20 protein-coding genes are annotated in these 23,907 nt (G+C 53.7%); 10 read left to right on the top strand and 10 right to left on the bottom strand.

Annotated elements, in window-relative coordinates; all coding sequences use genetic code 11:
* The first annotated feature begins 3 nt into the window (after nt 1-3).
* On the top strand, nt 4-2,658 hold the full coding sequence (locus tag CFT68_RS01075; protein WP_088841581.1) for a PspC domain-containing protein: 2,655 nt from the start codon (nt 4-6) through the stop codon (nt 2,656-2,658).
* A gap of 428 nt (nt 2,659-3,086) precedes the next feature.
* Here CFT68_RS01075 and CFT68_RS01070 read toward each other — a convergent pair whose 3' ends face one another.
* From CFT68_RS01070 to mce, 3 genes are all read right to left on the bottom strand, one after another.
* A complete protein-coding gene (locus tag CFT68_RS01070; protein WP_088841580.1) occupies nt 3,087-4,505 on the bottom strand; it encodes a CCA tRNA nucleotidyltransferase in 1,419 nt (472 codons plus the stop codon).
* 100 nt (nt 4,506-4,605) lie between these two features.
* The gene (locus CFT68_RS01065) at nt 4,606-5,187 is read right to left on the bottom strand and encodes an L-threonylcarbamoyladenylate synthase (RefSeq protein ID WP_088841579.1); all 582 of its coding nucleotides are present in this window, start codon (nt 5,185-5,187) and stop codon (nt 4,606-4,608) included.
* A gap of 7 nt (nt 5,188-5,194) precedes the next feature.
* The gene (gene mce, locus CFT68_RS01060) at nt 5,195-5,608 is read right to left on the bottom strand and encodes a methylmalonyl-CoA epimerase (RefSeq protein ID WP_088841578.1); all 414 of its coding nucleotides are present in this window, start codon (nt 5,606-5,608) and stop codon (nt 5,195-5,197) included.
* A 140-nt stretch (nt 5,609-5,748) separates the two neighbouring features.
* Between mce and CFT68_RS01055 the strand changes: the two genes are divergently transcribed.
* The 4 genes from CFT68_RS01055 to CFT68_RS01040 all read left to right on the top strand — a co-directional run bounded on the left by CFT68_RS01055 (nt 5,749) and on the right by CFT68_RS01040 (nt 8,349).
* Complete coding sequence (locus CFT68_RS01055) at nt 5,749-6,963, top strand: IscS subfamily cysteine desulfurase (protein WP_088841577.1); 1,215 nt, start codon at nt 5,749-5,751, stop codon at nt 6,961-6,963.
* Between the two features lie 58 nt (nt 6,964-7,021).
* On the top strand, nt 7,022-7,438 hold the full coding sequence (gene iscU, locus CFT68_RS01050) for a Fe-S cluster assembly scaffold IscU (RefSeq protein ID WP_088841576.1): 417 nt from the start codon (nt 7,022-7,024) through the stop codon (nt 7,436-7,438).
* 87 nt (nt 7,439-7,525) lie between these two features.
* Nucleotides 7,526-7,936 carry a hypothetical protein gene (locus tag CFT68_RS01045; protein ID WP_088841575.1) on the top strand — a complete coding sequence of 137 codons (411 nt, stop codon included), beginning with the start codon at nt 7,526-7,528 and terminating at the stop codon, nt 7,934-7,936.
* Between the two features lie 86 nt (nt 7,937-8,022).
* Nucleotides 8,023-8,349, top strand: a complete 327-nt coding sequence (locus tag CFT68_RS01040; RefSeq protein ID WP_088841574.1) for a HesB/IscA family protein — start codon at nt 8,023-8,025, stop codon at nt 8,347-8,349.
* Nucleotides 8,350-8,483: 134 nt separating this feature from the next.
* Here CFT68_RS01040 and CFT68_RS01035 read toward each other — a convergent pair whose 3' ends face one another.
* The 5 genes from CFT68_RS01035 to murI all read right to left on the bottom strand — a co-directional run bounded on the left by CFT68_RS01035 (nt 8,484) and on the right by murI (nt 15,535).
* Nucleotides 8,484-8,753, bottom strand: a complete 270-nt coding sequence (locus tag CFT68_RS01035) for a hypothetical protein (RefSeq protein ID WP_088841573.1) — start codon at nt 8,751-8,753, stop codon at nt 8,484-8,486.
* A 171-nt stretch (nt 8,754-8,924) separates the two neighbouring features.
* Complete coding sequence (locus CFT68_RS01030; protein WP_088841572.1) at nt 8,925-12,095, bottom strand: T9SS type A sorting domain-containing protein; 3,171 nt, start codon at nt 12,093-12,095, stop codon at nt 8,925-8,927.
* 634 nt (nt 12,096-12,729) lie between these two features.
* Entirely contained in the window at nt 12,730-13,920 is a 1,191-nt protein-coding gene (locus CFT68_RS01020; protein ID WP_088841570.1) for a glutathionylspermidine synthase family protein, read from the bottom strand.
* Between the two features lie 28 nt (nt 13,921-13,948).
* On the bottom strand, nt 13,949-14,641 hold the full coding sequence (locus CFT68_RS01015) for a hypothetical protein (RefSeq protein ID WP_088841569.1): 693 nt from the start codon (nt 14,639-14,641) through the stop codon (nt 13,949-13,951).
* A gap of 63 nt (nt 14,642-14,704) precedes the next feature.
* The gene (gene murI, locus CFT68_RS01010) at nt 14,705-15,535 is read right to left on the bottom strand and encodes a glutamate racemase (protein WP_088841568.1); all 831 of its coding nucleotides are present in this window, start codon (nt 15,533-15,535) and stop codon (nt 14,705-14,707) included.
* Nucleotides 15,536-15,641: 106 nt separating this feature from the next.
* Between murI and CFT68_RS01005 the strand changes: the two genes are divergently transcribed.
* From CFT68_RS01005 to CFT68_RS00995, 3 genes are all read left to right on the top strand, one after another.
* Nucleotides 15,642-15,875 carry a hypothetical protein gene (locus CFT68_RS01005; protein WP_088841567.1) on the top strand — a complete coding sequence of 78 codons (234 nt, stop codon included), beginning with the start codon at nt 15,642-15,644 and terminating at the stop codon, nt 15,873-15,875.
* A 24-nt stretch (nt 15,876-15,899) separates the two neighbouring features.
* Complete coding sequence (locus CFT68_RS01000) at nt 15,900-17,441, top strand: hypothetical protein (RefSeq protein ID WP_088841566.1); 1,542 nt, start codon at nt 15,900-15,902, stop codon at nt 17,439-17,441.
* Nucleotides 17,442-17,561: 120 nt separating this feature from the next.
* Nucleotides 17,562-19,460 carry an ABC-F family ATP-binding cassette domain-containing protein gene (locus tag CFT68_RS00995; protein ID WP_088841565.1) on the top strand — a complete coding sequence of 633 codons (1,899 nt, stop codon included), beginning with the start codon at nt 17,562-17,564 and terminating at the stop codon, nt 19,458-19,460.
* 79 nt (nt 19,461-19,539) lie between these two features.
* On the opposite strand, the gene CFT68_RS00990 is transcribed toward CFT68_RS00995, so the two are convergent.
* A complete protein-coding gene (locus CFT68_RS00990) occupies nt 19,540-19,884 on the bottom strand; it encodes a DUF952 domain-containing protein (RefSeq protein ID WP_088841564.1) in 345 nt (114 codons plus the stop codon).
* A gap of 156 nt (nt 19,885-20,040) precedes the next feature.
* A complete protein-coding gene (locus CFT68_RS00985) occupies nt 20,041-20,427 on the bottom strand; it encodes a hypothetical protein (protein ID WP_088841563.1) in 387 nt (128 codons plus the stop codon).
* A gap of 166 nt (nt 20,428-20,593) precedes the next feature.
* On the opposite strand from CFT68_RS00985, the gene hppD reads away from it, so the two are divergent.
* Entirely contained in the window at nt 20,594-21,727 is a 1,134-nt protein-coding gene (gene hppD, locus CFT68_RS00980) for a 4-hydroxyphenylpyruvate dioxygenase (RefSeq protein WP_170934665.1), read from the top strand.
* Nucleotides 21,728-21,936: 209 nt separating this feature from the next.
* Nucleotides 21,937-23,673, top strand: a complete 1,737-nt coding sequence (locus tag CFT68_RS00975) for a phospho-sugar mutase (RefSeq protein ID WP_088841561.1) — start codon at nt 21,937-21,939, stop codon at nt 23,671-23,673.
* Nucleotides 23,674-23,907: the final 234 nt, after the last annotated feature.

The following is a 23,907-nucleotide window of genomic DNA, read 5'->3' as shown; positions in this document are numbered from 1 at the left end:
GAGATGAAAAAGAACATCAGCATCAACCTTCAGGGCATGATCTTCCACATTGAGGAAGATGGCTACGAAGTGCTCGGCCGTTACCTAGCGGAAGTGAAAGCTCACTTCAGCGGCTACCGAGGCCACGAGGAAATTGTGGCCGACATCGAGAGCCGCATCGCGGAGCTCTTCGCCGCCCGCCTGTCCAGCCTCAAGCAGGTCATCACCCTGGAAGACGTGGAGGCCATGACGGCCAAAATGGGCCGGGTTAGTGACTTCCAGAGCGCCGACGAGGCCGACGAAGACGAGGAAATCCTCGCCGAAGCTGTGGCCTCTGGTACGGCCCAGGGCACTTACACCGGCACTACGGGCAACACCAGTGGCGGCTACGCCGGTGGCTTCGGCCGCACAACTGCTGGGGGCTCTACTACCACGCCTCCCGCAGATGAGCCCGGCACCAAGCGCCTGTACCGCGACATGGCCCACCGCAAAGTGGCGGGTGTGGCGGCTGGCCTAGGGAATTACTTCGCCGTAAACCCTCTGTGGATTCGGCTAGGCTTCCTGGGCTTCTTCATTATCCTGCCCATTCTGCTGGATAATACGCGCCTGGATGATATAGGCGGCAATTTTGCCGGCTTCGCCATTCTAAGCTACATCGTCCTCTGGATTGTGTTGCCCAAGCGCTACGACGCGCCAACCTCTGACGATGACGCCGTCTTCAAGAAGCTCTACCGCGACACCGACAACGGTAAAGTCGGCGGGGTATCGGCTGGTTTGGCCGCCTACTTCAAGGTAGATGTAGTCCTGATCCGGATTCTGTTCATCGTAGGCCTGTTTGCGGGTGGCTTCGCCTTCCCGCTCTACATTATCCTGTGGATTCTCTTGCCGGAGGCGAAAACCGCCTCCGACAAGCTCCGCATGCGCGGCGACGCCGTTACCTTGTCGGCCCTGGATAACAACCTGCGTAATAACCCCTACACTGCTGGCTCTGAGGCAGGTGCCGTCAACAACCGGCCCGTGGGCACGTTTCTGGAGGACCTCTTCGTCAATATCCGGCCTCTGCTCAACTCCCTGGGCGCCCTGATTCGGGCCGTGGCGGGTGGTATCCTCATCCTCATGGGTTTCAGTGGGCTGCTGGCGGCAACCATCGGAATGGGCATAGGCCTAGGCATCATCTCGTCGTCGGATAACCTCGACTTCGGGCCGCTCCAGCCCTTCCTGATCTTCAACGACATCTCAGTTTGGGCTGTGCTTGCGTTCTTCCTGCTCACCGGAATTCCGGCCCTGGCTTTGCTGCTGATGGGCATCGGGCTGCTGATACGCCGCCCCGTGATGTCGAGAGCGGGCTGGCTGACGCTGCTAGGCCTATGGCTGCTAGGCGTAGTAGGTAGCTCTATTGCGGGCATCCGGGTTGGCCGGGAGTTTCAGCGAGAGTCGGAAGTAACCCAGACTACCGCTCTTAACGGCCTTACCCGTCAGCAACTGATACTGGAGCGCCGCCAGCTTAATGACGACAAGTGGGTCGATCTGGACCTGGTAGGAATCGACAGCGCCCAGGCCCCTCGCCTGGAGCGGATTATCTCGGCCAAAGGCTCTACTGATTCGCTGGCCCGCCGCACGGCTGCCACTTCTGTTTCGCTAACGGTCCGGGTTCTCAACGACTCCACGCTGAGCGTAGATGACCACTTCACCTATAAAACCAGCGCCCGGTTCCGCGACCAGCACATGCAGCTGCGCCTGCTGATGCCCCGCGACCGTAAGTTCCGCATGTCGGAAACGTTTGCCGACTGGCTAAGCGAAGACGACTTCGTGAATGAGCGAGAGCCCTACCACCCCGAAAAGTTCGTGTACCGCATGGTAGGCAACAAAGTGGAGTGCATCAACTGCACCGAAGCTGACCTGCGCGGCGGCCCTGACTCTGACGATGAGAACAATGAGGACTACGAAAGCGGCCGCAATGACAATGATGATGACAACGACATCAACCTGAGCTTTGGCAGCGTGGAGCCCATCAATACCGATGAAAGCTCCTACGGCTCCGAGCGCCAGCGCTTCGACGAAACCGACTTCGATCATGTGTCGGTGGTAGGTGGTTATCATGTAGTGGTACGCCAAGGCAGCAGCTACAGCGTGCGGGCCGCTGGCGATGGTCGGGCCCTGCGTGATATCAAAGTAGAGCGCGACGGTCGGGAAATCACCATCAGCCCCCGCAACCGCGACCTGTTCGACTCCCGGGGCAACAACGATACTGATGAGGTTCTGCTCATCATTGAAACGCCTGAACTCAATGACCTGAGCCTGGTAGGCGGCACCAAAGCGGAGGTGAACGGCTTCAACTCCGGCAACCTGCGCGTGCAGCAGGCCGGCGGCAGCCAGCTTCGTTTCCGGGGCGACCTGCGGGAGCTGAAGCTGGAACTAGCCGGTGGCTGCCAGGCCGCCCTACAAGGTAGCGCCGATAACTTGGAAATCAGCGGCACCGGCGCCTGCGAAGTAGCCGCCGATGATTTCACCGCCCGCCGTGCCGATGTAGATGCCATCGGGGCCAGCAAAATTCGGGTGCGTGTGACCGACGAGCTAAAGGCAGATGCAGTGGGTGCCAGCCTGATTGAGTACAGCGGCAAGCCACAAAACGTCCGTCGGGAAGCTATCGGTGCGGCCTCTATCCGCGCCGTTGACTAATAACTTTACCCTATATGGCAGGTGGCCTACAATGCCTAGGCCACCTGCCATATAGTAGCTAATGCTCTGTGCCTTAACTGGCACAGTTCTGGATAACTTACGACGACGCGGTGCAACCCAAAGGGCCTTCATGCGTTTCACATCTCAGAGCGCGAATATTTCTTTCGTGTTCCGAGAGTACGGCAAGCAACGATTCGCTTGCTGTCTGCATCTGTTTTCTCAGAACAAACATACAAGGGTCTAACTAGTGAGTGAAAGGTGAGACCCGGAGGAAGCATTCAGCCTCCCCCCTGCTGCAACAGGCTGGCTGACGCTTCCTCCATTTTGTTTATATCTATCCTACTTCGCTGTAACCAGACTAAAAAGAAGCCCTTCTCCTTTAACAAGAGAAGGGCTTCTTTTTAGTCTGGTTACATCAGAGTTGAAGCTTATGCCTGCACAGCTACTAGGCCTTTGCGGTGGCCTAGCTCCAGCAAAAGGGCAAACGCCTCGTCGTACTCATTGCGAATCTTGCCATCGAGAATAGCTTCCAACAAGGCCTCTTTCAGCTCGCCCACGGCACGGGAAGGCGACAGGCCAAACGTGGCCATGATGATTTCGCCGGTGATGACGGGCTTGAAGTTGCGTAGGTGGTCTTTCTCCTCCACTTCCTTCAGCTTCTGCTCCACCACATCGAAGTTGCGCAGGTAGCGCGCCACGCGCTGGTGGTCTTTGCTGGTGATATCGGCCCGGCACAGGAGCATCAGGCGGTCAATGTCGTCGCCGGCCTCGAAGAGCAAGCGGCGCACCGCCGAGTCCGTCACGATTTCCTTGACCAGCGCAATGGGCCGCAGGTGCAGCCGCACCAGCTTTTGTACCTGGCGCATCTCCTCGCCCAGCGGCAATTTCAGATCCGTAAAGATGCCAGGAACCCAGCGGGCGCCCTTGTCTTCGTGGCCATGGAAAGTCCAGCCCACGCGCTTGTCGTAGCGTTTGGTGGCGGGTTTGGCAATATCGTGCAGGATGGCGGCCCAGCGCAGCCACAGGTCGCCGCCCGTGGCCACTACATTATCGAGCACTTGCAAGGTGTGGTAGAAGTTATCCTTATGCGCGTGCTGGCCTACCTTCTCCACCCCATAGAGTTGGGCCATTTTCGGGAAGATGAGCTGCAGTAGGCCACTCTGGAACAGCAGCTTAAAGCCGTAGCTCGGCTTCGGGGCCATGATGATCTTGTTCAGCTCATCCGTAATCCGCTCCTGCGACACAATCTTGATGCGGTCCTTATTGCGGGAAATGGCATCATACGTGTCCGGCTCAATATCAAAGTTGAGCTGCGTGGCAAAGCGCACGGCCCGCATCATGCGCAAGGGGTCATCGGAAAAGGTAATATCGGGGTCGAGCGGTGTGCGAATAATGCGGCGCTGCAGGTCGCCCATGCCGTCAAACCGGTCCACCAATGAGCCGAAGTCAGTGGGGTTCAGGCTGAGGCCCAGGGCATTGATGGTAAAGTCGCGGCGGGCGAGGTCTTCTTCCAGGGTTCCGGCTTCTACTTCGGGCTTGCGGCTTTCGGCGCGGTAGCTCTCCTTGCGGGCACCCACAAACTCCAACTCAATCTCGGGCGTGGGCAGCATGGCCGTCCCGAAATTCTTGAACACCGTAACGCGCGGCCGGTTGGGCAGCTTTTTGCCTACTTCCTGAGCCAGCCGAATACCATCGCCCACACACACTACATCCACGTCTTTGCTTTGTCGCTCCAGGGCCAGGTCCCGCACATAGCCCCCAATCACGTAGGCCGGGTAGGCCAGTTCGCCGGCTGCTTCGGCAATGGTACGAAACAAGGGCAGATCGGGTAGCTGAGGAGTTTTCATGCGCAACAGTTTAAGCCGCAAAGGTAGGCAGTAGTGCCAAGTGGTGGTTATCGACTCCTGCTATACCTAGGAAGTGGCCCACTACCCATATGCTAGGCCACTAATCCCGCAGTACCTCCAGGCTACCATCGGGCAGCACACGGACCACCCGCGAGGGGGAAGCCCGCGTCTGGTCATCCTGTCGCCAGTTTGCCACATGATCCGCCCCGCGCACAATTTCCTTGCTCACATCTGAGTACACAGCCGGGCTGGGCTCCCCACTTACGTTGGCCGAGGTAGACACAAGCCCATGGCCTAGCCGGCGCACCACTTTCTGGCAGAATTCATCATCCCGCACAATGCGTAGGCCTATCGTGCCATCCGGCGCCAGCAGGTTAGGCGCCAGCAGGCGGCTGCCGGGCACCACGTAGGTTGTAGGCTTCTGCTGCGCGGCCAGTAGCTCCGTCAGGTTCGGCGGTACGGTAGTGGCATAGCGGGCAAACATTTTCTCATCCGCTACCAGCACAATGCAGGCTTTCTCGGCTGGGCGCTGCTTTAATTTATATATCTGGTCTACTGCCTGTGGCGCTTCGGCATCGCAGCCAAGCCCCCACACGGTGTCAGTGGGGTAAAGAATTACTTGTTGCAGTAGCAGGGCATCAACGGCCGCGTCTATTTCTTCGCGGAGAAACTTCGTGCTCATATCCAGCTTACGTTAAAGGCACCATATCCTGGCACAGCTCCACCAATACCCCGTTGGCGCTCTTCGGATGAATGAAGCAGACCAGCTTGTTGTCGGCGCCGCGCTTGGGCTCCTCATTGAGTAATGTGAAGCCAGCAGCCCGCAAACGCGCCATTTCGGCTCGAATGTCCGTTACGGCAAAGGCCACATGGTGTATGCCATCGGGCTTCTTCTCCAGGTACTTGGTAATGGCGCTATTAGGCGATGTGCCGGCCAGCAGTTCAATTTTAGAACCGCCCACCTGAAAGAAAACGGTATCCACGGCTTCACTCTCCACATGCTCGCGCTTGTAGGGCTCCTGGCCTAGCAGCGTTGTATAGAGTATAGTGGCCGCTTCCAGGTCATTTACGGCCAGGCCTAGGTGTTCAAGATTTGTAAGCATACGGAGGGGCAAAAACCAACTGCGCTGTATAGCGCGGCTTGTTTGGATTTGTTCTACTTTTGTGGGAGCAAAGTAAAACCAGTTCGCTGGTTTTCGTGTTCTACCTGCGAATGATTCTCCGCTGAAACTGACTCCGAGCCATGCTCAAGCTACCTATTTACCTCGACAACAACGCCACCACACCTCTCGACCCCCGGGTTCTGGAGGCTATGATGCCTTATCTGACCGAGGTGTTCGGCAATGCCGCTTCCCGTAACCACCCTTTCGGCTGGGCCGCTGAGGAAGCAGTGGATTACGCCCGTGAGCAGATTGCCGGCCTGATTAACTGTGATCCTAAAGAAATCATTTTCACTTCTGGCGCTACAGAATCGGACAACCTTGGTATCAAAGGAGTGTTCGAGATGTACTCCCAGAAGGGCAACCACGTCATCACCGCCACTACCGAGCACAAAGCGGTACTCGATACGTGCAAGCACATTGAGAAGCTGGGCGGCCGCGTAACCTACCTCCCAGTAGACGCCGAAGGCCTTATTAGCCTGGCTGATCTGGAAGCGGCCATGACTCCCGAGACTATTCTCGTGACCATCATGTATGGCAACAACGAGACGGGTACCATCCAACCTATCCGCGAAATTGCTGCTATTGCACACAAGCACGGTGCCCTGTTCATGACGGACGGCACCCAGGCAGTTGGCAAGATTCCCGTAGATGTTATTGCTGATGGCATCGACATCATGGCTTTCACAGCCCACAAAATGTACGGCCCGAAAGGCGTTGGTGCACTGTATGTACGTCGCAAGAACCCACGGGTAAAAGTTACTGCCCAGATGGATGGCGGCGGCCATGAGCGTGGCATGCGCTCCGGTACCCTCAACGTTCCAGGCATTGTAGGCCTAGGCAAAGCTTGCGAGCTTGCCAAACAGGAGATGGAAGCTGATACCCAGCGTCTCTCTGTAATGCGCGACCGTTTGGAGCGCGAGCTGCTGACGTTGGAAGAAAGCTATGTAAACGGCTCGCGTGAACACCGTCTGCCGCACGTAGCCAACATTTCCTTTAAGTATGTAGAAGGTGAAGGCTTGATGATGGGCGTGAAAGACTTGGCTGTATCTTCGGGTTCTGCCTGTACTTCAGCCTCTTTGGAGCCTTCGTACGTACTTAAAGCTCTAGGCCTCAGTGACGACCTGGCGCACAGCTCCCTGCGCTTCGGCTTGTCTCGCTTCACCACGGATGAGCAGATCGATTACGCCATAAACCACGTGAAGGAAGCCGTAACTAAGCTTCGTGAGATGTCTCCTCTATGGGAGATGTTCAAAGAAGGCATTGACCTCAACTCTATCGAGTGGGCTGAACATTAATCTTTTAGAGCTTAGCACTAAGTTCTGGAATCTACCATCTAAACTTCTCAAATAAGCCATGGCTTACTCCGATAAAGTAATTGATCATTACAGCAATCCCCGCAACGTAGGCACGCTGGATAAAAGCAAAAAGAACGTTGGTACTGGCCTAGTAGGCGCTCCTGAGTGCGGCGACGTAATGCGCTTGCAAATCGAGGTAGACGAGGCTACGAACACTATCACCGACGCTAAGTTTAAGACGTTCGGTTGTGGTTCAGCTATTGCTTCTTCTTCCTTGGCTACCGAATGGCTGAAAGGCAAGACAGTGGACGAGGCCCTTGCTATCGACAACATGGAGATTGTGGAAGAATTGGCTTTGCCGCCCGTTAAAATCCACTGCTCTGTGCTTGCTGAAGACGCTATCAAATCGGCTATCAGTGACTACCGGGTAAAGAACGGGCTTCCTGCTCTGGAAGAAGCTAAGTCGCACCACTAGTCAACTATTGGAGGCAAATTAGCGGGATGAAGAGTGCTCATGTGCTCTCCATCCCGCTAATTTGCCTCTTTTATTGCTACTCAAAGTATGGATGTCACGCCCGCCGACGTACACGTTGAAAGCGCCCGCATTCAACAACAGATTGAAAGCTACCTAGGCCTCGGTTCTGGGAATCTGCTATTTGAGTTTCGGCAGCTTGATGGCCAGATGCGCCTCGACCTGATTACCGTAAATCCTAGGCACCAGCAAAGCTTCCTTTTTCGCTATGAGATTGGGTATGATAAGCTGGACAGCCTGCGCAAAATGCTGACTTATGTGCAGAGCTACCGTGATACGGAGAGCTCCTATACCATCCAGTGGCGTGCCCGCGGCGACCGGGAGTTACAAACCTCTTATTTCAGGGCTCGCAACACGTACGAAGCTTTAGATAAGCTCTACTTTGGTCGAGACCTTACTACTATTACAGTGTTCAGCGTGGTGCTGAATCCTTCTTCCTAATTGTTTGTTATTGGAATGTGTTTGATGGCAGGCCATTCTTCCTGCCGAGCACTTCAAACTGCTGATAACCCAATTGCACCAATACCATGATTACCGTTTCTGATAAAGCAAAAGAGAAAGTTGAGAAGCTCATGCACGACGCGGAGCTTGATTCGACTTATCGTCTCCGGGCCTCAGTGGCCGGCGGTGGCTGTTCTGGCCTGAGCTACAAACTCGACTTCGATAACGAAGTAAAGCCAATGGATCAGGAGTTTGAGGATAAGGGTGTGCGCGTAGTGGTTGACATGAAGAGCTTCCTATATCTGGCCGGCACTCAACTCGATTTCTCTGATGGCCTTAATGGTAAAGGCTTTTATTTTGACAACCCAAACGCGTCTCGTACTTGCGGCTGCGGTGAAAGCTTCTCTGTATAGCGCTAGCTTTACACGATAATACAACAGACAGGCCTACGCTCTAGTTGAGCGTAGGCCTGTCTGTTTTCGAATAAGGCCCACCAAGTAGTTTTGGTGGGCCTTATTCACTTTACGAACACAATACCCTTTTAGGGTTATTGCTTCTTAGGGGTTTCTTCTACAAGCTTGTCAGCTTCTTTGTTCTGCACTACGGCTGTATCACCTTTTTCAGGAGCCATATCAGCTTCTACATTATCGGCGGCATTGCTGGTAGCGTCAGCAGCAGTATTGGCAGCATTGCTTGCGTCATTTGCGGCGCTGTCAGCCGTAGCTTCAGCCTTGTCTTGCGTGTTCTGTGAGCACGAGGTAAAGGCAAATACTGAAAAAGCAGCAATAGCCATAAAACTCTTGATTGTCGTTTTCATAGGAGAAAGAGATGAGGTGTTTATGTGAGGCTGTTGTGTACGCAAAAGGTGTTATATGAGTTAAGAAATTCCAGGTATAAGACTATCCATAAGTAAAAACAGGCCCAACAAAAAGCCCCTTCTCCATGTGGGGAAGGGGCTTTTTGTTGGGCCTGTTTTTACTTACAGACTCTACTTTTTCACGATGCGGCGAGTAACCTTCGAGTTACCCTCTCCTACCGTTACCAAGTAAGTACCGCTACGTAGGCCACCTAAGCTAAGCTGACCGTTGCCACTCAGGACCTGAGTGAGAACTACACGGCCAGTCAGGTCGCTAACTGAGGCACGTACACCTTCAGTAGATCCACCAATCTGGATGTTCAAGACATCTTCAGTCGGATTAGGATACATGGCTACTTCAGCAACACCTAAGTTATTTACTGCTACTGGGGAGCTGTATTTAACCGTACCATCAAAGTCGATCTGCTTCAACCGGTAGTAAGAAGTACCCGTCAAAGGCTTTTCATCGATAGCGTCATAAGTAGTGCTGGTGCTAGTAGTGCCTTTACCTTCACGGGTCAGGATAGTATTGAACGTACGAGCATCCTGGCTACGCTCAACAGCAAATGAGCCGTTGTTCTTTTCAGAAGCAGTCACCCAGTTCAAAGCCACTTTGTTGTTACGCAGCTTAGCTGTGAATGACACAAGGTCAACTGGTAGTGGGAACTGAGGACGATTGTTCGGAATGCGGTAGTTTTCAGCATTCAGAACGCCATCGTTATTGAATTCAAAACCAAAGAAGCTATAAGTCAGCTTAGGATCCAAGTTGGTTACCGTAAACGAACCACTTGCTCCGCTGAAGACAACGAATGTATTAGTGTTGGCCTCAATGGCAGTACCAGAACCAAAACGGTAGTCACCGTTTCCTAGAGTTGTACCGGGGTTAAAGTTCTGCTTATCCTGAGGGAACAGGTTAGTTGGCAGTTCTGTAGTATACGTGCTGCTACCAATTACTAAGCGAGTAGCTCCGTAGGCAGTGCCAGCAGGTGCGCTTGTCAGGTCAAAGGTAATCGTGGCAGACTGGCCATTAGCAGAGCGAACTACTTTGGCTGTTGACTGTGCTGTAGGCTCAACTGCAATAGCAAACCCTTGAGCACGACCAAAGCCACTAGTTAGGTTGAAGTAAGCACCACCTTGCAGGCTAGCATTCTTGAACTGAAGCGTTTGATCAGCATTTCCTACACGCACTGGAGCAAAACGCACCAAAAGATCTTGGGTGAAGTTGCCGTTTGCATCTGGAGTGATGCTGCTTTCCTTCACATACGTTTTGCCATTATCAAAAGAGAACTCATACTGAGGAGTGCGAGTTGGGTTACGCAAGTCATCGGCGAAATCTTGCGGGAAACGAATCCCTACCTCTCCATCTAACAAGAAACCAACTGCGCGAACTGCTACAGGTGCCGTAACGGTGCCTTTTACAACATTCGTAGCGAAATTACCTATTGGCTGGTTGAGGCGGATAGTTGGCTCGCTAATACCCGTAACAGATACATCGAAGTCGGGAGCAGGAGCACTTGAGTTACGAATGGTGCTGGTAACCGTTACTGCCTGAACACCTGGCTTAAAGTGAACATAAACGGTGGTTTGCAATACGTTCCCTTGCGTATTTGGAGTGAATGACACGCTAGGAAAGAAATTTACATCGTCCGTTGAGACTTCAAAATACTCAGCGTTAGGACCTACGGGACGAACGACGAGATTGTCAACCAAGTTGGTACCACTTACCAGGAAACGCTGGGAAGCCGAAACCGTGTTAGGACGCGTAGCAAATGTAAAATCGTTGTTATCAACGTTAACTACAGAGATATCTGACGTTGCACCACTAGGGTTCGTTGCAGTTACCCCTACTATTTTAGCAGCAGCACCTTGGCTAGTAATATCGATGCGCTGGTTAAAATCGTTCTGAGGAACAATTGCTACCAAGCGAACTTCAATAGTCTGAGCTGATACGGTGCCATTAACCTGATTAATAGTTAAGGTCTTCGTGAACGAACCACCCGTTGAAGCATTACGAAGTTCGATGTTAGCACTAGATGGCGTGAGAACAATTCCGCTAACCAAGTCAGTACCACTCACTTCAAAAGTACGGGTGCTTGTGCTACCGCTACCAGTGACAGTGCCGAAAGCAATAGCAGCTGGGTCAACACGTATTACTGGCGAACCTGAGCTTGGTGTACCTGTGCCCGTTACTCTTACTAATTGTGTAACAGCACTTGGAGAAGCAACTGTAATATCAGCGGCATAAGCAGTAGCAGTTGTAGGGCTGAAGCGAACGTCGATTGTTGTATTAGCCAAAGTACCATCAACGGGGGTCAGTACAATAGGCTGGCTTGAGAACAGGCCCGAGCCAATTCGAATGCTGAATCCTGCAGGTGCAGTTATTGTAACGTTGCCTTGTAGATTCTGACCATTCACAACAAATGAGCGAATGGTAGTACCCGATGTAGTACCAACCGTTACAGATCCGAAAGACTGTAATGTGCTAGGTGTAGCTGTTAAGCTAGGAGTAGGCAGTGTACCAGTACCAGAAACAGAAACGCTGTTAGAGGCGGTGGAGCTAGCAAGAGTAATCAGTTCAATATAGCTTTTAGCTGTTGCAGGGTTGAACTGTACATTTACAACTGCATTTGAGACAGAGCCATTAGTTGGGTTGATGCTCGCGGTGCTGCCAAAAGCACTACCGTTGTAACTTACCAGAAAGCCTGTAGGAGCATTTACAGTTATAGGGGTAGTACCTAAAGAAGTACCATTCACCGTAAAGCTCTTAGAAGCAGATGTTGTTCCAACAATTTGGTTACCAAATGCTAATGCTTCTGGATTAACAGTAATAGTGGGAGCGCCAGGGATACCATTACCTTTCAGACTAACAAAATTCGAGAAAACAGGGGGACCGTTTTGCCGATTGGTGCTAGCATACAAAGTAGACTGATTCTGACCTTCCTGCTTAGGCACAAAACGCAGGGTTAAGGTGCCTGAAGCTGAATTACCGCTTCTAGCAACTGTTAGCTGCGCACCGTCATTATTAGTGAACGTAGTGCCGTTATTTAAGCTCCCTTGGAAACCCGCAGGAATGACTATTGTTATGTCATTATTGAGGTTACTCCCACTTATTGAATAAGTTTTATTAGCGGAAGCTTGCCCGACAGCAACGTCACCAAAATCTTGAGGGTCACCTAAAGCTGTTGGCGTTATTATTACTTCTTGGGCAGATGCCATGAATGGCAGCCATGCGGCAACCAATAAAAGCACCCAAAACCAAGGACGGCCCATTTTACTGGGCGCACTCATGTAAGTGTTTTTCATATGAAGTGGAAAGAAATGGTTACGAAGTGAAGATTTAGCCTTGTACCAAGCTTATTGTAAAATAGGAGGGCCTTGTATTGGCGACGTTTACGTGCTCAATTGATAATTGTCTAATGATTTTTTCAAGCATTATTATAATTTTTCAAATACAAGCACATATAGCCTTTGCGCTGCTCGCAGTACTCATATTTCATGCCAAAAATTTGCTATATAGGATTATGACCGACCATCGTATCGGCTCGCTTGCTACACCAATGCTTGCACCCGACAACACTCTGCAAATGTCAATCATTATTACAGAGTTTCCGACAATTCAGTAAAATAAAATCCTAATTTTTAGATGGTTCTGAATTTAGTATTACTATACTTTGATTTGTTTATACAAACATATTAAGGAGATCTTGGCGACGTCTAAAACACTGGTTTGAAGCCATCAGCATACATTCATCTCTGCTATAGGATTCAGGAAAAGATCACCAACAATTAGATTAACTATTTATATATATAACATTATAAATTATATAGTCACTTTTCGTGAATAGTCAAATAAATGTCAGTGCCGTTTAATGCGACATCCATAATATTCAACGAAAAAGATTTAGTGCATTACAATTTCAGGAGAAATACAATATAATTATATCAATATATGAGGCACGAATTCGGAGAGGTTATTTATGAACCCTAAAGCTCGTCGGTAGCTGATGGCGCTGGCCGAACCAGTCCAGAATACTCCTGCTTGGTAGAATTGCTTATGGTTATCGAAAGGCAATTGGGCGTAGCGCTGATACACAGGCAGTTGATCAGCAAAGTCTCCAGATTGGGCTGGAAGAGCTATTCCGTTCTGCATTTCTAGCACATCCTGCCCTTCGCGCCCTAATAATGGCTTTTGAACGCTGTGCCCCATTAATGGTTCGCCTAATCTTGCTTCCAGTAGTAATGGATGGTCGGGGTAGCATTTCCAGAGCCAGGCCAAGATTGCCTTGCTCTGAAAAAGCATTGTATAGGCTGGGTTGGCAATTATTGCATCCCGGCTCAACAGCAATTGGGTCAGGTCGGCAGTGAGTTCGGGCTCTTCTTCGGCCAGCAGTTCCCAGGGCACTAGTTTGAAAAGGAACCCAAAACGCTGCCATTGGTCGGGCGCTGTTTCCGCCCATATGCCTCGCTCCTCCCCTTCCGTTGCCACCTGCAGGGCATCGATGGGGCAGATATAAGTTTGCTGAAAGCCCGCAGCCAAAGCAGCTTCTGCCAGAACAGTGCAGTTCGCTTCATCTTCAGCACTGCCAGGCAGGTGTGCTAGCACGAGGGTAGGCTCCAGATCCTGGTTGAGTTCCAGCCAGTGGCCTAGCTGCGCCTGCAGGCCCTCGAACAATCCATTCACCTGACGATTCTCCTGGCCTAGGCCTGCCGCAATCAGGCTGGCCCATTGCACTACTGCCGTTTCTGGAATACTGGTGGCAGTATCGGCATTAAACTCCAGAAGTTTCGGGCCATCGGGGGTCTGGGCTATATCAAAGCGGCCGTATAGGTGCCAATGCCGGTCATCGTTCCAGGAGTGCCGGATGGCCGGCCACAGATTCTCCGGAAGGGCGAGAAGCTTCAATAAAGCATCGGGAATCGGATCAGGAATACTTTGGACTAACAAGTCATAAATCGTGTCGGCGGCTTGCAGCAGTTCATCGGCCTGTTGCTCAGAAAGCTGCACGGCTTCGCGGGCCACGTAGTTTTGGCAGGCATTCTCCATTGCCCATTCCCAACCCAATTTGTGTAGAACCGGCGCTACATCACCGGAGAGTGGCTGAAGACGAATAGTGGGCGACAATGACATGGAGATACGCAGCTGCTATTTGTGTTGATTATCCACCAAACCCACGGCCACCGTAACCCCGGCCGCCAAAGCCGGAACTACGCCCTGAGCGTGGCGCACTGCTCCGGATAGAGCTGCGGCCGTACCCCGTGCTACGCGTAACGGTAGTACTGGGCCGGACCCCACTGCCTGATGGTGAAGTACGGCTACCGGAAAATCCACGGCCGAAGAAGCCCCGTCCCTGCTCCCGCTCCTGTGCCACCCGACCGCGCCAGCCCATGTTCTGCTGCACAACGCCCGGATTGGCGTAATAGGAAGGTTGGGGCGTAAGGAAACGGCCAGCCATATACCCAATGCCACTCCACATCAGCACATCCATCATGCCGATGCTTCCGACCCGGTTTTCCGGATTCCGGCGGCTGTAGTTCTGCATCTGCTGTTGTAAGGCCTGCCCTTGCAGCGTATCTACTTTGCCATCAAAATGCTTCAGAATAGCGGCCACTTCTTCCTTACCAGCCGGCTTCTCAGCCGTGATTTTCCAGTCGCCAGGCTTCACTTCGGTCATCTCCGTAATCACGCCTTCAGAGTACGAGTCACCGTCGCTCCAATCGCCATTGGAGGCAGAAGAATCAGAATCGGTGCCGGAGGAACAGGCGGGTAGGCCTAGGCCTAAGCTGGCCGCAGCGGCTACCAGCAAGACGTTCCGACGCCAGTCGCCGAGAGGGAAATAGGGCTTATTCATGAGGGTAGAGTACGTAGGCCTGGTGTTACTATTTCTTAAACGATAACTGCGTGCAAAAAGCGTCTACTCCCACAGCGGATAATGTTCGAGATGCACTTCCTGCCCAAAAAATATACGGGTGCTTTCCTCGAACGAACGGGTAAAATCTGATACGTAGAAGTGGTGAACCGGTGCCGTAGGCAAAGGTTGTGCGGCCAGCCCTGTCGTCTCCAGATAGTGCCTTACGTGCTCAGCAACCACATCGGAGGCATCCAGCACTTCAGCATGCCCTTTATAAAATTCCGCAATCTGCTCCTTAATTAAGGGGTAGTGCGTGCAGCCCAACACCAACGCCTCAATGCCCTGAAGTGCCGGGTTGGTCAGATACGTTTGGATAATATTGTCGCTGATATTATTCTCAAAGAATCCTTCCTCAATCATGGGTACCAGCAGCGGGGTGGCCAATGACTGCAGCTGAACACCAACATCCAAATCGTCGATTTTCTTTTTGTAGACGTTGGAATTTACGGTTTGCTTGGTGCCGATGAGGCCTACCGTGCGCCCGGCGTAGGCTTGGCCTACGTAGGCCACTATCGGGTCAATGACATTAAGCACGCGTGCTTTGGAGCCCACATACTCGCGCACCAGCTCGTAGGCCGCCGCCGAAGCAGAGTTGCAGGCAATGAGAATAAGCTTGCACTGCTGCTTGAGCAGTAAGTCGCAGATTTTGACGGAGTAAGCCTGGATGGCTGCCGTACTTTTGTCGCCGTAGGGCAGGTGAGCCGTGTCGCCGAAATAGATGAGCCGCTCGTGGGGCAGCACCCGGCTGACGGCCCGGGCCACGGTGAGTCCGCCAATTCCGCTGTCGAAAACGCCAATGGGGCGCAAGGATACTTCTGATGCAGTTGAAGCCATAACCCTGCGAAGGTACATCGTTGCGCCGGATGCTGGCATGCTGAGCCGGTGGCAAACTTGACTTATAACGTGTTTGCGCCTCCACTCATTTTCCTATCTTGGCCCCATGAGTAAGATTCTGGAGGAAATAGATCAGGCTCTGGCCACGTTCGATTCCACTCGGGGCCGCCCCATTGCCATTGAACTGGGCGAGCGTAAATACACCCAACTAGTGTTGGATGTGGCCTACCTGCACGCCGATGGTGGCGACCTGACCCACAACACCGGTAGGCCACTGGCCTACCGTGGTCTGGAAATTCTACGGGACGAGCTGCACATGGATCGGGTGCGCGTGCTTTAGACTTTCGTTCGTTTCTGCCCTTGCATGTCTGATTTTTTGGCCACCGCGACACGTGTCTTTCGTCGCGGCCTTACACCGGCGCTGCTAGGCCTCTTGGTGCTGGTGGTGCTGGCTCGTCTGGCGCTCCTGGCCAACGGCGGCGCCCTGGCTTTTCCTGATGAGGAACGCTATCTGGAGTCAGTAAAGGCCATAGAACAACTTGTGGCCGGAAACCTGGAACAGGCCTGCCTACACCTGGCCGATACCCAGGGCCGTCCCGCCGATGGGCTGTTGCGCCTGCCTGTTGCGGCGCTGCAGGTGGTGTGGCACCAGATGGGCGGCCCCGCACCAGATACCCCGGTTTCGTTGCGGCTGCCCCAGCTCATGAACTACCTGGTATTGCTCGGCAACGCGCTGCTGTTGTACCACTTAGCGCGCCGCTGGCAGTCGAAGCAGTTGGCGCTTATGACGGTGCTGGTATACGCTGCGCTAGCCAGCACCAATATGTATGTGCGGCATTTGCTGCCCTATGATATGGCACTGGGGATAGTGCTGCTGGCGCTAGGCCACCTCACCAATCCTCACTCAACGGTTCATCCATTTCGGCTGGGTTTGGCCACTGGCCTACTGAGCCTACTGACGGTGGCGGTTTATCCGGGCTATTACTTCGCGCCTTTACTCTTAGGTAGTTTGCTGCTGATTCGCTTGCCTTGGCGCAGTTGGTGGAAGGGGTTCCCGGGTAGCTTGGCAGGGGCGTTGGCGTTGGTGCTTCCCCTGGAGGCACTCACGCGCTATGGCCATATTTCCTACTTACGCTCCCTGCAAAGTATCTCCTCTACCATCACCCAAGGAGATTTTACTGAAGGCTTCTCGTTTATCGGGAAGTATTTGTGGCAGGCAGAAGGCGTAATGGGGCTGCTGTTGTTGCTAACTGCGTTGCCAGGTGCCTGGTTGCTTGCACGCACACAAAGCCCGCTTGCAAAGTCGGTTATGCGCACGCTAGGCCTGTTGCCGCTGGGTTTGTGGCTGCTGCATGCGATACTTGTGTACTTCGCGCACAGCTTTGTTTTCTACGGGCGCATCGTGCACTTCTTCATTCCTTTTCTGGTACTGTATGCCGTCACGGCTTTTGCTGCCCTGCCTCCATCAGCCCGCCGGATAGGCCTAGCAGGGCTAGTTATAGTGACGCTGGGACAGTTCGGGCAATTCCTGCAGCAATTCCTGCCCCTTACCTATCCTCGCGATATTCTCGCAGCGCACAACGTGCAGCCCAAGGATAGTCTTACCTATCTCAATGAAAGCGCCGTTCCGCACGGCTGGGACTTTGCCCCTCCCCCGGCAGCCACTACCAGGGCAGCGGGTTCCGGAGCTTCGTATGTGCTCATCAACTTCACCTATCCCTTCTGGCTTTCCACAGAATCATGTGGCTTCGTTCCTCCTCCGACCGGGGCCAGACTAGTCTTTGATGCACCGCATTTTTTCTCTTTCCCGGCGTATGGGTTCGAGGGCTTTAACCCAGCAGAGCGAGCCCACCTGCGTGCATGCGGGTTCCATTGTCGTCTTTACCAGTTGCGTGCGATGAGGTAGTAAAATGATGAGTTGGATTTCTACTGGCCTAGACCGCGCCAGTAGCGCCAGCCGCCCCAACAGAACGGCCAACTCACAATTTCACCACTTCACAATTTCACCAATCGTACCTTTGCAGCTATGAATTTGCTGTCTGCTGAGAATCTCTCAAAAAATTATGCCGACCGGTGGCTGTTCCGGGATCTGAATACTGGCCTATTACAAGGTCAGCGCGTGGCGCTGGTGGGCATCAATGGCTCCGGCAAAACCACCTTGCTCCGCATTCTGGCGGGCCTGGAGCAACCCGATACGGGCGAAGTAAGCGTCCGGAAGGATATCCGGGTGTCTTTTCTGGGCCAGCAGCCCGTATTCGATGAGTCGCTGAATGTGGAGCAAACCATCTTCGCCAGCCAGAACGATACGCTTGCCGCCATCCGCGACTACGAGCACGTAGTTAATGACCCCAACCACTCCTCCAACGACCTGCAACGGGTGATGGAGCTGATGGACACCTACAATGCCTGGGATTACGAGGCGCAAGTAAAGCAGATCCTGGGCCGCCTCGGCATCCTCGGCGATTTGCTGGAACGGCCCGTGAGTAAGCTCTCGGGTGGCCAGCGTAAGCGCGTGGCCCTTGCCCGCGTGCTCATTGAGGAGCCCGATGTACTGATCCTCGACGAGCCCACCAACCATCTGGACCTGGCTACCATTGAGTGGCTGGAAAACCGGCTGGCTTCGCCTTCGCTTACGCTGTTGATGGTGACCCACGACCGCTATTTCCTGGATAAAGTAGCCAACGAAATTATAGAGCTGGACCAGGGCCGTGTGCACCGCTACCAGGGCAACTACTCCTATTTTGTGGAGAAGAAGGCCGAGCGCGAGCAGATGGAAACCGTGGAAGTGGAGAAGGCCCGCAACCTGCTCCGCAAAGAGTTGGAGTGGATGCGCCGCCAGCCCCAGGCCCGTGGTACCAAGCAAAAAGCCCGCATCGACGCGTTTTACGACACGCAGGAAAAAGCCAAAGGCCGCATCAAAGGCCCCGAAATGGAGCTTTCGGTGAAAACCACCCGCCAGGGCGGTAAAATCATTGAGGTAGAGCACCTGCACAAGGAGTTCGGTGGCAAGGTGGTGCTGGATGACTTCAGTTACGTCTTTAAAAAGAAAGACCGTATTGGCCTGATTGGCCCGAACGGCGCCGGCAAATCAACGCTGCTGAACATGCTCACGGGCAAGCTCACGCCCGATTCCGGCGTGGTAGATGCGGGCCAGACCACCGTTTTTGGGTACTACACCCAGAACGAACTGGAGTTCGACCCATCGCAGCGCGTGATTGACATTGTGAAGGAAGTGGCCGAAGTAGTAGAAATGGCCGACGGCACCCAGGTGACGGCCTCGCAGTTTCTGCAGCACTTCCAGTTTCCGCCGGCCCAGCAGTACACGTTGGTGAGTAAGCTGAGTGGTGGCGAAAAGCGCCGACTGCAACTGCTGCGCGTGCTCATCAAGAATCCGAACTTCCTGATTCTTGACGAACCGACCAATGACCTCGACATCATCACGCTTAATATTCTGGAGGACTTCCTGCTCAACTTCCAGGGCTGCCTGATCATCGTGTCGCACGACCGGTACTTCATGGATGCCTTGGTGGAGCAAGTGTTTGCCCTAGAGCCCGGCGGGCATATCCGTCAGTTTCCCGGCAACTACACCGATTACCGTGAGTGGCAGAAAGACCAGGACGCTGAAACTGCTGCTAGGCCACCGAAAGCCACCGCATCGGCTGCACCGGTGGCCGTGCCGCCTACGCCCGCTGCCGCTCCAGCTACCCCGAAGCGCAAGGCTTCCTTTGCGGAGAAAAAGGAGTACGAAACGCTGGAAAAGGAACTTGAGCAGCTCGAAATTCTGAAGCAGCAGCTTATCGAGAAGCTCAACTCCGGCGCCGGCAACCACCAGGAGCTAGCTGACTGGGCCGCCCAGCTCAAGCGCACCGACCAGGACCTCGACTCCAAAGGCGAGCGGTGGCTGGAGCTAGCTGAGTTCGTGTAGGCCACTTAACTTCTGTAGAAAAGCCCAACTGAAATTGTCAGTTGGGCTTTTTCGTGTGGAAATCGGTGGCAGCAGTGGCCTACAGATCAACCGGCAATGTGGCCGTTCCATCGGGACCTACTACAAACGGCCACACGCGCCGCACCGCCGCCAGTGGCACGGCAGCAAATAGGTGAGCGAAATGCTGCTGCCGGCTTTCTACCCACTCCCGCTTCACACGCACCCCTGCTGCTGCCAGTGCATCTTCATCCCACTCCAGCAGCACCAGCCCCGACTGGCCTACGTAATAGCGCTTGGCCGTTTCCAGAATCTGGTGTTGCTCAGAGCTATGGATAAAGCCTTCGGCAGCAAGGTCGGCGCTTGCGAAAAGGCCGGTTTGCTGGGCCTGTTGCCAATCGGTTGCGGTAGCAATGCGGTAAAGCATAGTGTGGAAGTATTCTCAGAATGGTTAAACGAAAAAGAACGTCATGCTGAGCTTGTCAAAGCATCTTTACCGCGCTGTTTCGTTCGGTAGAGATGCTTCGACAAGCTCAGCATGACGTTCTTTTTTATCAAAGCTTACGTCAGCCTAACAGTTCTTCTATGCCGTCCAGAGATCTTGCTGCACGGCTTTGCCTACTGTCAGTACGATGCGGGTGGGGTTCGGAATCAGCGTGATGCGGGCTTCCTTGCCGGGGTACTTTTCCGAGTCAACCCAAACGCCTTCTTTGGGCGAGGGTTTGCCGCCGGTGCTGGAAGGCAGGTAGGCTGTGGGCAGCAGCACGTCGGTATCGGAGTTCAGGTCGTTGTGCACTTTCTCCAGGGCCGCCTCCAGGAAAGGGCCATATTCTTCGTTGAAGTCGTCTTCCAGGTCATGCAGCTCTTCCTCCACGTCATCGTAGCGGGCGTCGTCGTAGGCCAGTTCATGCAACACCTGTTTCTTCTCGATAAGCGCGACGAGGGCGCGGTTGAGGTCCTCCTTGTTCATAGCTACGGGTAATCGAAATGGTGCACCGCAAAGGTGCGTAGGTTTCCGGAAAATCCCATAGCAGTACGATGGGTTTGACCTCTCGACTGAAAAGGGCGGCTTCAATTCAGGTATTCCCGTATTTTTACCCAACCATATCCACCATCCCACCCAACCGCAGCTATCCATGGAAACGATGACTTCGCCGGCCGTGCAGGCCCACCCCGCCCACGATTTCCTGCCCCTCAACGGTACTGATTACTTGGAATTTTACGTCGGCAATGCCAAGCAGTCGGCCTACTATTACCAGGCCGCTTTCGGCTTCGAGCTAGTGGCCTACGCCGGCCCCGAAACGGGCCTACGCGACCGGGCTAGCTACGTGCTGCAGCAGAACAAAATCCGCTTCGTCCTGACCACTTCCCTCCTGCCCGATTCCGACATCACGCGCCACGTAGCCCAGCACGGCGACGGCGTGAAGGTGATGGCGTTGTGGGTTGACGATGCCCGCAAATCCTTCGAAGAAACCACTAAGCGCGGCGCCAAACCCGCTTTCGAGCCCTACACCATTTCCGATGAGCACGGTGAGGTGACGATGGCCGGCATCTATACCTACGGCGAAACCATCCACACCTTTGTGGAGCGCAGCAAATACTCGGGGCCTTTCCTGCCCGGCTTTGTGGCCAAAACCAGCGGCATTCCGCAGGGCGCGCCCGTAGGCCTGCAGGTAGTAGACCATTGCGTTGGCAACGTGGGCTGGGGCGAAATGAACCAGTGGGTGAAGTTCTACGAGGACGTAATGGGCTTCAAGTTGCTCATCACCTTCGACGACGACGACATCAGCACGGAGTATTCAGCCCTGATGAGCAAGGTGGTTTCCAACGGCAACGGCTTCGTGAAATTCCCCATCAACGAGCCCGCTGAAGGCAAGAAGAAGAGCCAGATTGAGGAATACCTCGATTTCTACCACTCGCCTGGGGTACAGCACATGGCCCTCATCACCAACGACATCCGCACAACCGTAACGGAGCTGCGCCGCCGCGGTGTAGAGTTTCTGCAGGTGCCTGCCACCTACTACGAAGACCTGCTGGACCGCGTAGGCCACATTGACGAAGACCTCGACAGCATCCGTAACCTGAACCTGCTTGTAGACCGCGACGAAGAAGGTTATTTGCTCCAGATTTTCACAAAGCCTGTGGAAGACCGCCCTACTGTGTTCTTCGAAATCATTCAGCGCAAAGGTGCCAAGAGCTTCGGCAAAGGCAACTTCAAAGCGTTGTTCGAGGCCATTGAGCGCGAGCAAGCATTGCGCGGCAACCTCTAGGCCACTGCTGCGCCGTTCATTGCGAGCCTGAGTTCGTAACGAAGCTATCATCACCAAAGCCCCTATTTCCGCCTGGGAGTAGGGGCTTTGCTTGACATTACTTATCCTGCCTTCTAAAAGGAAGGATTGCTTCGCGTTGCTCGCAATGCCGGAGAAAACCTCTTTTCTTTACTCCCGTTCTCAGAACCCACTTCCTTCCAACACCTACTATGGCTATTACCCCCGAAATCCAGCAAAAAATCAATACTTGGCTCACTGACAGCTACGACGCCAATACGCACGCCGAAATCCAGGGAATGGTGGCCCAGAATCAGGAGGATTTCCTGTCTGATGCCTTTTACCGCAACCTGGAGTTTGGCACAGGTGGCCTACGCGGTATCATGGGCGCCGGCTCTAACCGCATGAACCGCTACACGCTGGGCATGGCCACGCAGGGCTTGTGCAATTACCTGTTGCAGGAGTTTCCGGGCCAGGAAATTAAGGTGGCCATTGCTCACGACTCTCGCAACAACAGCTCGGAATTTGCGCGCATCGCGGCGGGTATTTTCTCGGCCAATGGCATCACGGTATTTCTGTTTGAAGCCCTGCGCCCTACGCCGGAGCTTTCGTTTGCCATTCGGCACTTGGGTTGCCAGAGTGGCTGCGTGGTTACGGCCTCGCACAACCCTAAGGAATACAACGGCTTCAAGGTGTATTGGAATGATGGCGCGCAGGTAGTGGCCCCGCATGACAAGAACATCATCCAGAAGGTCAATGCTATTCAATCCGTAAGTGAGGTAAAGTTTGAGGCCGATAACTCACGCATCCACCTGATTGGCGCCGAGCTGGACGCCGCCTACTTGACGAAAGTAAAAGAGCTGAGCATCAACCCCGAAGCTATTCAGCGCCAGCACGATCTGAAGATTGTGTACACGCCCCTGCACGGCACGGGCATCACGCTGGTTCCGCAGGCGCTGGCCCAGTTGGGCTTTACCAACGTGCACGTAGTACAGGCCCAGGCCACCCCCGACGGCAACTTCCCTACGGTACAGTCGCCGAACCCCGAGGAAAAGGTGGCCATGCAGATTGCCCTGGATGAAGCCAAGGCGCTCGACGCTGACTTGGTTATCGCCACCGACCCTGATGCTGACCGCGTAGGTATTGCGGTGAAGAACCTGAAGGGTGAATGGGTGCTGGTGAACGGCAACCAGACCGCCGCCCTGCTCACGCACTACCTGCTCTCGGCCCGCAAAGGCGCCGGCAAGATGACCGATAAGGACTTCATCGTCTATACCATCGTAACCAGCGATGTGCTTGGCGATATTGCCCGCGCCAACGACGTTACGGCCTACCAGACGCTCACGGGCTTCAAGTACATTGCCGGCATCATCCGCGACCTGGAAGGAGAGCAGAACTACATTGGGGGTGGCGAGGAAAGCTACGGCTACATGATCGGTGACTTCGTACGCGACAAGGATGCTATTTCGGCCTGTGCCCTACTAGCGGAAATGGCCGCAGTAGCTAAAAACAACGGTCACACGCTCTACCAGGAAATGGTGCACATGTACCTGACCTACGGTTTCTACAAAGAGCACCTGATTTCGCTGACCAAGAAAGGACAGCGTGGCGCCGAGGAAATTCAAGAGATGATGCGCGACCTGCGCACCACGCCTCCTACTACCATTGCCGGCCTGCCCGTAGTGGAAATGCGCGATTACCAGACCGGCAAAATCCGGGACCTGCGTACTGGCCTAGAGCAGGAGACTGGCCTAGAAGCCAGCAACGTGCTCCAGTTTATTCTGGAAGACGGCAGCAAAATCTCAGCACGCCCCAGCGGCACTGAGCCCAAAATCAAGTTCTACTTCAGCGTGCGCGAGCCCCTGAAATCAGCCGTTGACTTTGACCTTGCCGATCGCCTGGCTGGTGAGAAAATCCAGCGGATAATTGAGGACATGAACCTGAAATAAAATTGTCTTTATTTGTAATACACAAAAAGCCTGAACTATGTAGTTCAGGCTTTTTTCTATGTTTATCCAACACTATCCCTTCATCCTTCTATACCGATTAAATGGTACGATTTTACGTATTGGCATTTTTCTTATTCTGCTGCCAGCCGGCAATCGGTAGGAGGTAAAACTTGCAGCTATGTATCAGCGCTTAATTGATGTGAATAGCTTCGGTTTGCAAGCGGGGGGGTATGC

Source organism: Hymenobacter gelipurpurascens (assembly GCF_900187375.1).
Lineage (GTDB): Bacteria > Bacteroidota > Bacteroidia > Cytophagales > Hymenobacteraceae > Hymenobacter > Hymenobacter gelipurpurascens.
The sequence above is the reverse complement of the archived record's forward strand: the minus strand, read 5'-3'. Positions and strand labels throughout refer to the sequence as shown.

Excerpts from the sequence above, each read along its gene's own strand:
- CFT68_RS01065 (WP_088841579.1), bottom strand. The coding sequence starts at position 5,187 with ATGAGCACGAAGTTTCTCCGCGAAGAAATAGACGCGGCCGTTGATGCC.
- murI (WP_088841568.1), bottom strand. The coding sequence starts at position 15,535 with ATGGCTTCAACTGCATCAGAAGTATCCTTGCGCCCCATTGGCGTTTTC.
- CFT68_RS01005 (WP_088841567.1), top strand. The coding sequence starts at position 15,642 with ATGAGTAAGATTCTGGAGGAAATAGATCAGGCTCTGGCCACGTTCGAT.
- CFT68_RS00985 (WP_088841563.1), bottom strand. The coding sequence starts at position 20,427 with ATGAACAAGGAGGACCTCAACCGCGCCCTCGTCGCGCTTATCGAGAAG.
- CFT68_RS01055 (WP_088841577.1), top strand. The coding sequence starts at position 5,749 with ATGCTCAAGCTACCTATTTACCTCGACAACAACGCCACCACACCTCTC.
- mce (WP_088841578.1), bottom strand. The coding sequence starts at position 5,608 with ATGCTTACAAATCTTGAACACCTAGGCCTGGCCGTAAATGACCTGGAA.
- CFT68_RS01040 (WP_088841574.1), top strand. The coding sequence starts at position 8,023 with ATGATTACCGTTTCTGATAAAGCAAAAGAGAAAGTTGAGAAGCTCATG.
- hppD (WP_170934665.1), top strand. The coding sequence starts at position 20,594 with ATGGAAACGATGACTTCGCCGGCCGTGCAGGCCCACCCCGCCCACGAT.
- CFT68_RS01075 (WP_088841581.1), top strand. The coding sequence starts at position 4 with ATGAAAAAGAACATCAGCATCAACCTTCAGGGCATGATCTTCCACATT.
- CFT68_RS00975 (WP_088841561.1), top strand. The coding sequence starts at position 21,937 with ATGGCTATTACCCCCGAAATCCAGCAAAAAATCAATACTTGGCTCACT.
- CFT68_RS01035 (WP_088841573.1), bottom strand. The coding sequence starts at position 8,753 with ATGAAAACGACAATCAAGAGTTTTATGGCTATTGCTGCTTTTTCAGTA.
- CFT68_RS01000 (WP_088841566.1), top strand. The coding sequence starts at position 15,900 with ATGTCTGATTTTTTGGCCACCGCGACACGTGTCTTTCGTCGCGGCCTT.
- CFT68_RS01070 (WP_088841580.1), bottom strand. The coding sequence starts at position 4,505 with ATGAAAACTCCTCAGCTACCCGATCTGCCCTTGTTTCGTACCATTGCC.
- CFT68_RS01015 (WP_088841569.1), bottom strand. The coding sequence starts at position 14,641 with ATGAATAAGCCCTATTTCCCTCTCGGCGACTGGCGTCGGAACGTCTTG.
- CFT68_RS01030 (WP_088841572.1), bottom strand. The coding sequence starts at position 12,095 with ATGAAAAACACTTACATGAGTGCGCCCAGTAAAATGGGCCGTCCTTGG.
- iscU (WP_088841576.1), top strand. The coding sequence starts at position 7,022 with ATGGCTTACTCCGATAAAGTAATTGATCATTACAGCAATCCCCGCAAC.
- CFT68_RS00990 (WP_088841564.1), bottom strand. The coding sequence starts at position 19,884 with ATGCTTTACCGCATTGCTACCGCAACCGATTGGCAACAGGCCCAGCAA.
- CFT68_RS01020 (WP_088841570.1), bottom strand. The coding sequence starts at position 13,920 with ATGTCATTGTCGCCCACTATTCGTCTTCAGCCACTCTCCGGTGATGTA.
- CFT68_RS01045 (WP_088841575.1), top strand. The coding sequence starts at position 7,526 with ATGGATGTCACGCCCGCCGACGTACACGTTGAAAGCGCCCGCATTCAA.
- CFT68_RS00995 (WP_088841565.1), top strand. The coding sequence starts at position 17,562 with ATGAATTTGCTGTCTGCTGAGAATCTCTCAAAAAATTATGCCGACCGG.